Source organism: Ensifer sp. 22460 (assembly GCF_052044935.1).
In the GTDB taxonomy this organism is placed as follows: domain Bacteria; phylum Pseudomonadota; class Alphaproteobacteria; order Rhizobiales; family Rhizobiaceae; genus Ensifer.
Genome location: NZ_JBQENZ010000011.1, coordinates 63,349 through 76,474, shown reverse-complemented (window position 1 = coordinate 76,474; position 13,126 = coordinate 63,349). Strand labels below are relative to the sequence as shown.

Genomic DNA, 13,126 nt, shown 5'->3' with positions numbered 1-13,126 from the left:
GCCTGCATGGGTCAGATGTTGCCCATGCAGAGGTACTTCATTTCCAGGTAGTCTTCGAGCCCGTGGCGGGAGCCTTCGCGGCCGATGCCCGATTGCTTGATACCGCCGAAGGGAGCGGCTTCCGACGACATGCGGCCGGTGTTGATGCCGACCATGCCGTACTCCAACGCCTCGGCCACATGCCAGACGCGCTTCAGGTTCTCGGCGTAGAAATAGGCGGCAAGCCCATAGATCGTGTCGTTGGCTTCGGCGATCACCTGCTCGGCCGTCTCGAAGCGGATGATGGGCGCGATCGGGCCGAAGGTTTCTTCCTGCGCGACCCGCATGTCGGTCGAGATGCCGGTCAGGACCGTCGGCTCGAAGAAGGTGCCTGACGCGCCGATCCTGTGGCCACCGGCGCGCACCCTGGCACCCTTGGAGACCGCGTCGGTAACATGGGCCTCGATCTTCTCGATCGCGTGCTTGTCGATCATCGGGCCGATGGTGATGCCTGGGGTGAAGCCGTCGCCGACGGTGAGCTCGGCAACTCGGCTGACGAACCTCTCGGCAAAGGCGTCATGGACGCCCGACTGCACATAGATGCGGTTGGCCGAGACGCAGGTCTGGCCGGCATTGCGGAATTTTGCCTGGATGGCGCCGTCCACAGCCTCGTCGATGTCCGCGTCGTCGAAGACGATGAAAGGGGCGTTGCCGCCAAGCTCCAGGCTGACCTTCTTGATCTGGTCGGAGCATTGCCGCATCAAAAGCCGCCCGACTTCGGTCGAGCCTGTGAAGCTGATCTTGCGCACCTTCGGGTTGCTGCAAAGCTCGCGGCCGATCGCGGCACCCTCCGAGGCATAGAGCAGGTTGACGACGCCCGTGGGGAAACCGGCCTTTTCGGCGAGCACGAACATTGCGCCGGCAACGAGCGGGGTCTGCTCGGCGGGCTTCAATACGATGGTGCATCCGGCGGCAAGGGCCGGCGAGATCTTGCGGGCGACCATCGATGCCGGGAAGTTCCACGGCGTGATGGTGCCGACGACGCCAACCGGTTGCTTGATGACAAGCATGCGGCGGTCGTTTGCCGGTGCCGGGAAGGTCTCGCCATAGATGCGCTTCGCCTCTTCCGCGTACCATTCGATGTAAGCCGCGGCGTGCAGCACTTCGCCTTTCGATTCCGCGATCGGCTTGCCCATTTCGGCGGTCAGGATCGCCGCGAGATCGTCGGCATGTTGCACGATCAGGTCATGCCAGCGCCGGAGTACCGCGCTTCTGTCCTTGGCGGGTTTTGCCGCCCAGAGAACCTGCGCCTTTGCAGCGGCTTCGATCGCCCCATGCGCCTCTTCGATCCCCATGTCTGGAAGGGCCGCCAGCAGCTCACCGGTCGAGGGGTTGAAGACGTCGAAGGTTGCGCCGGTCCAGCCTGCTGCGGCATGTGCAATGGTGTGTAGCGGCGCAAATAGCTCGGCGGCGCGCAGGTGCTTGGTCAAGGCGGGGGTCAAGGTCATTGGCGGGCATCCTCCGGCGATGGTCCGCCGGGGGGCGGCAGACCCGCTTTTGCTTGTTTTTGCGGGTGCCGAACGACGTCGGCACCCGAGCTTCACGCGTTTGAATCGACGCGCTAAGTCGCTGTAGCACTTCGAATTGCTGCATAATTTTGTCCTCAAGTCGATCCCGATTTGAGGAATTATGCACCGGGCAACCGCGTTAGCGGTCGCCTGGTCGGGCGTCAACCACGCGCCGCGAGGATCGACGCTTCGAGAATGTCGAGCGCTTCGGCGAAGACTTCGTCCTGGATGGTGATCGGCGCAAGGAAGCGAATGACGTTGCCATGCACGCCGCAGGTCAAGAGGATCAGTCCCTTTTCCAGCGCGATCAGGCGAACATTGTTGGCGAAGTCGGCGCTCGGCAGGTTGGTCTTCACGTCGTTGAACTCGACGGCATTCATGAAGCCGGGGCCGCGGATGTCGGCGATCTCGGGTGCCTGTTCGCGGATGGCGGCAAGGCGCTGCTTGAGCCGGCCGCCGAGCTGCTCGGCGCGTTCGCACAGCTTCTCTTCGGCGATGACATCGAGCACCGCATGGGCGGCGGCGATGCCGAGCGGGTTGCCGCCATAGGTGCCGCCAAGGCCGCCGGGGGCCGGCGCATCCATGACTTCGGCGCGGCCGGTGACGGCGGCGAGCGGGAAGCCGCCGGCAAGGCTCTTGGCCATGGTGATGAGGTCAGGCGCAACGTCGTGATGGTCCATGGCGAACATCTTGCCGGTGCGGGCAAAGCCGGTCTGGACCTCGTCGGCGATCAGAAGGATGCCATGCTGGTCGCAGATTTCGCGCAGCGCCTTCATGAAAGCGGCGGGCGCGGGGTAGAAACCACCTTCGCCCTGCACCGGCTCCAGGATGATCGCGGCGACACGGCCCGGATCGACATCGGCGGCAAAGAGCTTCTTGAGTGCTGCGAGCGACTGTTCGGTAGTAATGCCGTGCAGTTCGATCGGGAAGGGGGCGTGGAAGACGTCGCCCGGCATCGCGCCGAAGCCGACCTTATAGGGAACGACCTTCCCGGTCAGTGCCATGCCCATGAAGGTGCGGCCATGGAAGCCGCCGGAAAAGGCGATGACCGCCTGGCGGCCGGTCGAGGCACGCGCGATCTTGACGGCGTTTTCGACAGCTTCGGCGCCGGTGGTGACGAAGATCGTCTTCTTGGCAAAGTCCCCGGGCGTCAGCGCGTTCAGGCGCTCGGCGAGGTGCACGTAGGATTCGTAAGGCACGACCTGATGGCAGGTATGCGTGAAGCGATCGATCTGCGCCTTGACCGCCTCAATGACCTTGGGGTGACGATGGCCCGTGTTGACGACCGCAATGCCGGAGGCGAAGTCGATGTAGCGATTGCCTTCCTTGTCCCAGATCTCCGAGTTTTCCGCGCGATCGGCGTAGATCTGGGTGGTCATGCCGACGCCGCGGGAGATGGCGGCGTTCTTGCGGTCGGTGAGGCTGGTCATGGCGCGTTCCTGTCACGTCTGGAGTTAATATATTGCATTTTTTCTGCAAGTTTATTCTGGAAGTGGTACACCTTTCACAGTCGATTGCAAATCAAATTTGGTGATCGAGACAACACGGGCGCTGATGCGGCGTCCTTGTCAGATCTCAATCGTGACGGGTAAGATTGCGGACACGTCGGAACTGCACGGATTCGTGCGGTGCCGGCGGGCGGTAAAGGGAAGTTGGAATGGGCGCTGTGCGCTACAAGGTTGCCGAGGCGGCGCGTCTGGCGGGGGTCTCCGCTTCGACTCTGAGGTTATGGGAGACGCAAGGGTTGGTCGTGCCCGAGCGCTCGCCGACGGGACATCGGCAATATACGGAGGGCGATCTTGCCCGGCTGAAGCGCATCGCCTGGTTCCGCGTCGAACGCGGGCTGAACCCGGCCGCGATCCGCGAGGCGCTGGAAGCGGAAGGTGCCGGGGACGACGCTGTTTCGAGCGCGGGCGAGGGCGGCGATAACCAGGTCGGGCGCAAACTCAGGAGCCTCCGGCACGCGGCAGGAAAGACGCTCGAGCAGGTTGCCGGCGACATTGGCATCGCCGCATCGGTGCTCTCGACGCTGGAACGCACCTCGCAGGGTGTCTCGGTGGCCGTCCTGCACAACATCGCGGAATACTTCGGAACCACCGTTTCCAGCCTCTCCGGCGAGGAGGAAGCGGATGCGCGGGCCGTGGTGCGAGCCGGCGAATGGCGGACCTGGCCGCGCACGACGCCCGGCGTCACCGTGCAGTTGCTGGCCGACGGCCGCAACCAGATGGATTGCCACCGCTTCGTGCTGGAACCGGGGGCTTCCAGCGAGGGCGCCTACCGGCATGAGGGCGAGGAGTTCGTCTATGTTCTCTCGGGCCGGGTCGAGTTCATCCTCGACAGCGACCAGTTCTACGACCTCGGCGTCGGCGACTCGCTCTATTTCGAGAGCAAGAGGCGCCACGCCTGGACGAACCGGCACGACGGTGAAACCGTCCTTCTTTGGGTCAATACGCCACCGACATTCTAAGCCCCCGGCCGACTTGATGCGCTTTCGTTTCTGAAACAATACAAGAGCTTGCGGCCTCGGCCGGGCGGCGGTGACCGGCGCCTTGGTCGTCACGGTCGACCGCCCGCAGGCGAACTCGGCGCGCTGCCGCCATCCCAGCGGTCAAAGTTTGGCCCTATTCGACCCTAGAGTTTTAGGGGCCGCCTTCAATGCGTCGTGCGACCGATCAGACCTTTCACGCTTCTCTTGAAGCAAATGGCAACCTCGCGGCAAAAATCGTAGCTGACCAGAGAGTTGGCTCCACAAGGAACAGGGCCCGCAAGGGTCGGAACTCCGAGGGGATGTTCAATGTTGAATACGCGCGACCGTCAGTTGGACGGGTTGCGGGCCGCTGCCGTTTCCATGGTTTTGTACGCGCATTTTTTTGCCGCGGACGATTCCCATTGGGGACACATCGGTGTGCGGCTGTTCTTCATTCTCAGCGGCTTTCTGATCACGCGGCTATTGCTTGACGCCCGTTCCGCCGCTCAGTTCGAACCGGCGACGGCTCTCAGATCCTTCTACGCGCGCCGTGCCTTGCGTATCTTCCCACCCTATTTCGGCATGCTGGGCGTCCTGTGGCTGTTCAACCTGGAAGGCGCCAGGGAAGGCTGGGTCTGGCACGCGCTTTACCTCTCGAACTTCTGGTACGCGGTCAAGGACGCGTGGACACCGTGGGTGCTCTGCCACACCTGGAGTCTCAGCATAGAAGAGCAGTTCTATATCGTCTGGCCGCTTCTCGTTCTGCTGACGCCGCGCCGTCTGCTCGGGCGGCTTTGTGTCGGTGTGATTGCCTGTTCGCTGGCCTACCGCTTCTATTGGCCGCTGACAGGCGACCCCTCGCTCGCGCGCGACCTGCTGCCGCCGGCCTCGATGGATGCGCTGGCGGCGGGTGCCCTCCTGGCCGTCCACCGATCGCATGTCACAGCCTTGCCGCGATGGATGGCGGCCAGCTGGCTGCCGCTTTCCATCCTGTCGCTCGTCCTCCTTTGGGCGCGCTCGACTGCAATGGGGCCGGTGCCCGATTGGCTGGTGTGGATCGGCCTTGAAGTTTCGCCCCTGGTTCCGCTTGCAATGTTGGTGGGCAGCGCCTCCGCCGGGTTCCGCAACGATTTCGGCAGGCTGCTCGAACTCCCGCCGCTGACGGCGCTCGGGCGCGTCAGTTATGGCGTCTACCTGTTTCATCCGGTCGTACTGGCGCTGGTCGTCAAGGCGCAGGCGTGGATACCGGTCAATGTTTCCGAACAGGGCTTCGGGCGTTTGCTCGTTGCCGGTTCCGCCACTTTGGTCGTCGCGGCCGTCTCCTGGCTCGCCTTCGAGAAACCGCTCAACGCCCTGAAACGGCACTTCCCCTACCTTCGCGCGGGCGACCGGCGGGGTAGATCGGCCCCAAATGCCGGAAGCTCTGTTGACTGGCTGCAGGGGAAAAAGGGTGAGCGGCCGCAGCCGACCTATCGCACGGACGCCGCTGGCCGGGAAAATGCGCTTCATGCGTCAGATCTGCAATAACGTTCGAGAATGCCCATGACCGTTCCATTGGTTTCCGTCCTGCTGCCCGTCTACAACGCCGAGCCCTATCTGGCTGCGGCGCTTGAGAGCATTCTGAAGCAGGATTATCGACGGCTGGAGATCATCGCTATCGACGACGGTTCGCGCGATCGTTCGCTGGAAATCATGCGACGCTATCAGCAGGCGGACGACCGCATCACCATCGTCTCGCGCGAAAATCGCGGTCTGATCGCGACCTTGAACGAAGGCCTCACGCTGGCGAAAGGCGACCTCATTGCCAGAATGGACGCGGACGATATTTCCTATCCCTCGCGACTGTCACGCCAGGTGTCGCTGTTCCAGCGGCAGCCGGAGCTTGCTCTGTGCGGCTCGGGTATCGATACGCTCCTTGGCGACCGTATCATCCGCGGCACGCCCAACCCGATCTATCAGCCGGCGAGCCTGCGGGCGCTGTCGAAGTTCTTCACGATCTTCATCCACTCGACCGTCGTCTTCAACAGGCGCGTCATCCCGCAGGATATGCTGACCTATGATGCGCATTACGTGCATGCGGAGGATTTCGATCTCTTCCGAAGGGTTGCCGAGCGTTTTCCGGCCGTAATGATCGACGAGGCGCTGATCGCTTACCGCATTCACGGCAACAGCGTTACGAACACGCATAAGCGCCAGATGCGCCGCACGCATTTGCAGATCGTCGCCGAAAATCTCGAACGCGAAGAGCTTTGCGACGGTCCCTCTGCCTTGAATGATATCGGCCTCGCAGTGACGTCCGAAACGATAGGGCGAGCCGCTGCGTGTATTCTCTCGCTTGAGGCCAGGGTCTCGGCGCTTCCTGCGGAGACCCGCGCCGGATACGAGGCGGGCGCGCTGAATTTCTTCTATTTTCTCTATCAGCTCGTCAGCGACGAGCGGCGGCCGGAACTCACCCACGAGTTCTTGTCGCAGACGAGAAAATGGGGGCTCATCCGTCGCCGGGAACGATATGGCCTAATCGCCGGCGCTCGAGTGCCATGGTGCAGCCGCATGACGTTGGCTGCTTCAAGCCGGTTGGATGCCGTGTCGCGGTATCTGCAATCCGTGCCTGCGACGAGCGTCCTTCCGCAGCAGGGGATGCGCTAGCATGACCGTCGAGGGCCTGAAGTGGACAGCGGCGGAACGCAGCGACATGGTGGAGACGCCACGGCCGTCGTCGCCCCCCGCACGCAACGCGCTTTTCGCAAGCTTTATCGTCTGCACCCGCAATCGTGCGGCGGCGCTCGAGACCTGCATCCGATCGATCGAGACAGTTTGTGGCGCCCATGCTGCCGGCCGGTGCGAGTTGATCGTTGTTGACAACGGTTCGACCGATGACACGCCTGAGCGCATTGCCCGGATGGTTTCCGCTTCCCCGCTGGCAATCACGCACCTCATCGATACCCGACCGGGCCTCGCTGCCGCGCGCAACACGGCCATGGCACGCGCCCGTGGCGGCATTCTGGTTTTCATCGACGACGATTGTGAAATCGACACGAACTATCTGGCTGACCTGGAGCGCCACTACGCAAACGGCGAAAGCGGAATCATTCGCGGCGGCCGCGTGGAACTCGGAGATGCCAGAGACCTGCCCTTCACGATCAAACGATCGAACGCGCGTGAGCGGTTGACGTGTGACGTTCATCCGGGTGGCTTCGTCTTGGGCTGCAACATGACGATGCATCGCGAGGTCGCGCTGCGTGTCGGGGCCTTCGACGAACGCTTCGGCGCCGGCACCTCCCTGCAGTCGGCCGAAGACACCGACTATCTGCTGCGCGCCTACAGGCTCGGTATCCCGATCGAATACGTCCCCGACATGCTCGTCTTCCACCACCACGGCCGACGTACCCGCCTGGCAATCGAGAGGCTTCACCGCAACTACAGTTTCGGCAACGGCGCGCTTTGCATGAAGCATATCCGCACGACACCGTGGTTGCTGCGGCATTTCTGTTGGACCGTCCGGTCGGCGATCAGGGAAGTCTTCGGCGGCCCCCGGTTCGACCCCGTCCTGCACCTGTCGCATTGGCCAATCGTTTTCATGAACCTGCTCGGCGCTCTCAAGTTCATGAGCCTGTCCGTCGCCGAGCGGACAACGGGCCCGGTCGAACAACGGGCCCGAGAGCAACTCCAGCGCTGAGGACGGCCGCGATGTTCAGAATTCTCTTGCCGAGCCTGCAGCTGTTGCGCAATGCACTGGGTGGCCAGATGCGTCTGCTACCGGTCGTGGTGGTCCTCGGCCTCTGCAGCGCGGCACTGGAGGGCGTCGGTATCGGCCTCATCATTCCCATGCTGGGCATCATTGCGGGCGACCAGGATCCGGCGGCACTGAGCGGCGTCTCCTCTCTTTTCCAGCAGGTGGGATCGGGACTGGACGATCGCGAAAGGCTGATCGTCATTGCCGCTGCTGCCTTTGGGCTGATCTGTCTCAAGAACGTCCTGGCTTTTGCCAACACGGTGCTTGCAACCTTCATCTACGGCAAGGCTGGCCACGCGATCCGAAGCGCACTGTCGGGTCAGCTGCTGCGCATCGGCTACCCGTTCTTCATGAAGGAGAATCCCGGGCGCTTGCTCAACATCATTTCGAACGAGTCCTGGCGAGCATCCGACGCGATACAAACCGTACTTGCGGCCCTTGTAAATGGCGCGGCCGCCGTCATCCTGCTCGCGTTCCTCCTGCTTTTGTCCTGGCAGATGACGTTGTTCGTGGCGCTCGGCCTCGTTCTCGTGCAGCTCGTACACTACGTCCTGTCCGCAACCCTCACGGGGCCGAGCCGCGATGTCACCTCCTTCAACGGCGAGCTGGCGGCACGCATGCTCCACCTGGTCCACGCCGGCCGCCTGATCCGGATATTCGGGCAGGAGGCGCGGGAGAAGGCCGCGTTCGATGGGGCGTCGGATTCGGTCAGGCGCGCCGCCTTCGCACTACAGGCCCGCCAGGGCATGCTGCCACCGCTGACCGAGACGCTCCACTCCGCTCTCTTCCTTGGAGTGGTCGTCAGTGCCTGGTCTGCCGGCATCAGTTTTCCTGTGATCGTTGCCTTCGTGGTTCTGCTCTATCGTTTGCAGCCGCATGTGCGTGCCTTGCAATTGTCCTGGAGCCAGATCCAGGGCTGGAGCGGCTCGCTGGAGGAGGTGCATTGGTTGTTGGACTCGTCCGGCAAGCCGCGGCCGCCGGAGGGGAGGGAGCCTTTCAGTGGGTTGCGGCAGCGGCTGAGATTTGATGACGTCACTTTCCGCTATCCGAGCTCGGATTCCCGAGACGTCGTGCTGCAGTCGGCGGCGTTCGAAATCCGAGGCGGGCGTTCGACGGCGCTTATTGGCCGGTCCGGTGCCGGCAAGACGACGATCGTCAATCTGCTATGCCGCTTCGTCGAGCCGGATGAGGGAAACATTCTCGTCGACGATGTCCCGCTGAACCGGATCGACCCGGTGCAATGGCGAAGCCGGATCGCGCTCGCGAGCCAGGACCTGGAACTGGTTGATGGAACGATCCTGGAGAACATCACCTATGGCCGGGAGGCGACTACCGCAGCCGAAGTGGAGCATGCGGCCAGGATGGCCGAAGCGCATGGCTTCATCGAAGGCTTGCCGCAGGGCTATCAAACCGTCGTCGGCTATCGAGGTGCCAGCCTTTCGGCGGGGCAGCGGCAGCGGGTCGCGCTCGCCAGGGCGCTAGTGCGTGATCCGGATATCCTGATCCTTGACGAAGCCACCAACGCGGTCGACGGGCTATCGGAAGCGGCCATCGTCGAGACGCTGAAATCGAGAGCGGGACGCCGCACGACCATCGTCATCAGCCATCACCGCAGCACGATTTCGTTCTGCGATGAGGTCGTCATTCTCGGCGGCGGCCAAGTGAAAGGTCAGACAGCTTTTGCCGACGTGGCCGCCTTGAGCATGGATCAGCTTTATGAGCACGAAACCGTGGAAAAGCGTCGGGCTTGAGAGGGGCCTTGTCCGCGTTGTCTCCGGCTCGCTTGGCCGCTCCCAGCCTTCGATGATCGAAACGAAATCGGCGCGCGGCCGTATGATCACGGGCCGCGCGCCGGTTTGTTTCTCATAGGAATAGGCCGCCCGCTTCAATAATGTAAGCGGAAAGCGTGCGGGTCCTCGGGATCAGGCTGCCGCGTAGCGCTTTGCCATTTCCGGCAGGCGCAGCGTGCGGATCTTGGAGGCCTTGCCGGCGGTGCGGAAGGCTTCGAAGCGCTCCTTGCAGACCTCGGTCATCAGCGCGGTTGCCGGCTTCAGGTAGTTGCGCGGGTCGAAATTCTCCGGGTTCTCGGCGAAGTTCTTGCGGATCGTGCCGGTCATGGCGAGGCGCAGGTCGGTGTCGATGTTGACCTTGCGCACGCCAAGCGGGATCGCCTTCTGGATTTCCGAGACCGGAACACCCCAGGTCGGCTTCATCTTGCCGCCATAGGTGTTGAAGAGATCCTGAAGATCCTTCGGCACCGACGACGAGCCATGCATGACCAGATGCGTATTCGGCAGCTTCTTGTTGATCTTGGCGATCGTCTCGATCGACAGGATGTCGCCATCGGGCTCGCGGGTGAACTTGTAGGCGCCGTGGCTGGTGCCGATCGCGACGGCCAGTGCATCGACGCCGGTCCTGGTGACGAAATCGAGCGCCTGGTCCGGATCGGTCAGCAGTTCCTCGCGCGACAGCTTGCCTTCGAAGCCGTGGCCGTCTTCCTTGTCTCCGGCGCCGGTCTCGAGGTTGCCGAGGCAGCCGAGTTCGCCTTCGACCGAAACGCCGGCCGCATGCGCGATGTTCACGACCTCTGCGGTGACGGCGACATTGTATTCATAGCTGGCGACGGTCTTGCCGTCCTTCTCCAGCGAGCCGTCCATCATGACGGAGGTGAAGCCGTTGGTGATGGCCGAGATGCAGGTCGACGGCTGGTCGCCGTGGTCGAGGTGCAGACAGACGGGGATATGCGGGTATTCCTCGGCAGCACCCAGGATCAGGTGGCGCAGGAACGCATCACCCGCATAGGAACGGGCGCCGCGGCTTGCCTGAAGGATCACCGGACTGTCGGTGGAATCGGCGGCGCGCATAACGGCCTGAATGTATTCGAGATTGTTCACATTGAACGCCGGCAGCGCGTAATCGTTCTCCGCCGCATGGTCGAGCAGTTGCCGCAATGTGATCAATGCCATTCGGTATTCTCCCTTGGTGCTCGGCGCAGCCTTCCCGGTGCGCCACAAAAACAATCCGGCTTGAAGCGCCGCATGAACATCATCGCAGGCAAGCGATGGCCGGAATTTCCGTGCGGCGTGACAGCGCGCGCGAATTGGTCGCGCCCACCGAAGTCAGGCGCACAATAGTTCATCGAAGTGGTTTGACAACCGGGCAAAAGGCAGGTTGCCAGAGGTCGAAACGCGCTTCAATCGATTTTACTGTGGACTGGATGCAACACCTTTCCGGTGAACTGGTTTCACTTTCTGGTGGTGCCTTTGAGGGGAGGAGGGCAAGAGTCGCATTTGCGACCTGTGCGTGTCTATTTCGTACTGCACACCATACCGGTCGAGTGCGCGGTGGAAACAGTCTGTCTACATGAAGTGAGGGGTTCGCAAGAAGATTGCGGCGAACGGCGCCATTCTTTGCGCACATTACGTAAACTGCCGGTAAAATTCACAAAGTTTGCACGGTCGATGATTCGACGGTGCCTGCGGCCGTGTTTTGTCGACAAAAATTGCCGACCTAAAACGTTGCAGGAGATTTCCCGAAATTGCCCTGCTTCCGTCACACGTCCGTCGCAAAGGCGACGAAAAGAATCGCAAACGAAATACAACCTATAGGATAGAAGGAATTCTGTCCTATAGATAAAGATGCAGACAGCCGCAGAATCCGCCTTGCGTTTGAGGACGATTTGCACTTCTCTCCTGCGATCACAAACCCAAAACAAGGGGAAGGAGAGAAACAAAATGGCATCACTGAAACTCAACCTTAGCGCTGCCGCGCTGATCGGTTCGCTGCTCATCGGAGCAAGCCCGGCGCTCGCCGAAGCTGTCCTGCATCGCGGCAATGCGGGTGAGCCGCAAACCCTGGATCAGGCCCATACCTCGATCAACATCGAAGCGTTCATCCTCAAGGACCTCTACGAGGGCCTGACGATCTATGACGCCGCTGCCAAGATCGTCCCAGGTGTCGCTGAAACGTGGGAGCTCTCGGACGACGGTACGGTCTACACCTTCAAGCTGCGCGCCGATGCAAAGTGGTCGGACGGTTCGCCGGTAACGGCAGAAGACTTTGTCTTCTCCATCCGCCGCGTCGAAGATCCGAAGACCGCGGCCGGCTATGCCAACATTCTCTTCCCGATCAAGAACGCCGAAAAGGTCAACAAGGGTGAACTGCCGACCGACCAGCTCGGCGTGAAGGCTGTCGACGAAAAGACGCTCGAAATCACGCTTGAGCGCCCGACCCCGTTCTTCCTGGAACTGCTGGCGCACCAGACCGCGCTTCCGGTCAGCAAGGCAAGCGTCGAAAAGAACGGCGCTGACTTCGTCAAGCCGGGTGTCATGGTTTCGAACGGCGCGTTCACGCTCGCCGCCCACGTTCCGAACGACAGCCTGACCGTCGTCAAGAACGCCAACTATTGGGATGCGGCCAACGTCAAGCTCGACAAGGTCATCTTCTACCCGATCGACGACCAGGCCGCTTCGGTTCGCCGTTTCGAAGCCAAGGAAATGGATCTCGTCTACAACTTCTCGGCTGATCAGATCGGGCGTCTGCGCACGTCCTACGGCGATCAGGTCCATGTTTCGCCGTCGCTCGCGACGTATTATTACGCCTTCGACACCCGTCAGGAGCCCTATAGCGACGTGCGCGTCCGCCAGGCTCTGTCCATGGCCGTCGACCGCGACTTCCTCGCCAAGGAAATCTATGCCGGTTCGCAGCTCCCCGCCTATTCGATGGTCCCCCCGGGCATCGAAAGCTACGGTGAGCCGTCCAAGGCCGAGTTCGGCACGCTGTCGCAGCTCGACCGTGAAGACAAGGCCGTCGCCCTGATGAAGGAAGCCGGCTACGGCGAAGGTGGCAAGCCGCTCGATATCGAGTTGCGCTATAACACCAACCCGAACCACGAGCGTGTTGCGACCGCTGTCGCCGACATGTGGAAGAACACCTTCGGCGCCAAGGTGTCGCTGGTGAACCTCGACGTGTCCTCGCACTACGCCTACCTGCAGGAAGGCGGCAAGTTCAACGTTGCCCGTGCCGGCTGGCAGGCGGACTACGCGGACGCAGAGAACTTCCTGGCACTCAGCGTCGGCTCCAACAAGACCTTCAACTACGGCCACTTCGAAAACGCTGAATTCGACGGCCTGATGAAGAAGTCCTACGACGAGCAGGATCCGGCAGCCCGCTCGAAGCTGATGCATGAAGCAGAAGCGCTGCTGATGAAGGAACAGCCGATCGCTCCGCTTCTGACCCAGGCCGACCTGTGGCTGGTTGCCAGCCGCGTCAAGGGCTGGGCGGACAATGCTCCGAACGAGCACCTCAGCAAGTTCCTGAGCATCGCCGAATAACGAACAGAGACGACGCGCGGTAACGGGCCGCGCGTCGCCTCCGGAG

9 protein-coding genes are annotated in these 13,126 nt (G+C 62.1%); 6 read left to right on the top strand and 3 right to left on the bottom strand.

Features of this window, described 5'->3' with window-relative positions; translation table 11 throughout:
- Nucleotides 1-11: 11 nt before the first annotated feature.
- Both ACTJKM_RS15745 and ACTJKM_RS15740 read right to left on the bottom strand, forming a co-directional pair.
- Nucleotides 12-1,487 carry an NAD-dependent succinate-semialdehyde dehydrogenase gene (locus ACTJKM_RS15745; RefSeq protein WP_113511578.1) on the bottom strand — a complete coding sequence of 492 codons (1,476 nt, stop codon included), beginning with the start codon at nucleotides 1,485-1,487 and terminating at the stop codon, nucleotides 12-14.
- Between the two features lie 221 nt (nucleotides 1,488-1,708).
- A complete protein-coding gene (locus tag ACTJKM_RS15740) occupies nucleotides 1,709-2,977 on the bottom strand; it encodes a 4-aminobutyrate--2-oxoglutarate transaminase (protein WP_093232910.1) in 1,269 nt (422 codons plus the stop codon).
- Between the two features lie 227 nt (nucleotides 2,978-3,204).
- Here ACTJKM_RS15740 and ACTJKM_RS15735 point away from each other — a divergent pair, with 227 nt between their 5' ends.
- From ACTJKM_RS15735 to ACTJKM_RS15715, 5 genes are all read left to right on the top strand, one after another.
- Nucleotides 3,205-4,014, top strand: coding sequence for a MerR family transcriptional regulator (locus tag ACTJKM_RS15735; protein ID WP_057248536.1), 810 nt, complete (start codon nucleotides 3,205-3,207; stop codon nucleotides 4,012-4,014).
- A gap of 327 nt (nucleotides 4,015-4,341) precedes the next feature.
- Nucleotides 4,342-5,541, top strand: coding sequence for an acyltransferase family protein (locus tag ACTJKM_RS15730; RefSeq protein ID WP_058326325.1), 1,200 nt, complete (start codon nucleotides 4,342-4,344; stop codon nucleotides 5,539-5,541).
- A gap of 15 nt (nucleotides 5,542-5,556) precedes the next feature.
- Nucleotides 5,557-6,660 (top strand): glycosyltransferase family 2 protein, encoded by a 1,104-nt coding sequence (locus ACTJKM_RS15725; RefSeq protein ID WP_058324955.1) that lies wholly within the window; start codon nucleotides 5,557-5,559, stop codon nucleotides 6,658-6,660.
- 46 nt (nucleotides 6,661-6,706) lie between these two features.
- Nucleotides 6,707-7,690: a glycosyltransferase family 2 protein gene (locus ACTJKM_RS15720; protein WP_058325075.1), complete on the top strand. Its 984-nt coding sequence runs from the start codon at nucleotides 6,707-6,709 to the stop codon at nucleotides 7,688-7,690.
- 11 nt (nucleotides 7,691-7,701) lie between these two features.
- Complete coding sequence (locus tag ACTJKM_RS15715; RefSeq protein ID WP_440637288.1) at nucleotides 7,702-9,498, top strand: ABC transporter ATP-binding protein; 1,797 nt, start codon at nucleotides 7,702-7,704, stop codon at nucleotides 9,496-9,498.
- Between the two features lie 171 nt (nucleotides 9,499-9,669).
- On the opposite strand, the gene fba is transcribed toward ACTJKM_RS15715, so the two are convergent.
- Entirely contained in the window at nucleotides 9,670-10,713 is a 1,044-nt protein-coding gene (gene fba, locus ACTJKM_RS15710) for a class II fructose-bisphosphate aldolase (protein WP_440660583.1), read from the bottom strand.
- Nucleotides 10,714-11,481: 768 nt separating this feature from the next.
- Here fba and ACTJKM_RS15705 point away from each other — a divergent pair.
- On the top strand, nucleotides 11,482-13,080 hold the full coding sequence (locus ACTJKM_RS15705; RefSeq protein WP_057248532.1) for a peptide ABC transporter substrate-binding protein: 1,599 nt from the start codon (nucleotides 11,482-11,484) through the stop codon (nucleotides 13,078-13,080).
- The last annotated feature ends 46 nt before the right edge of the window (nucleotides 13,081-13,126 follow it).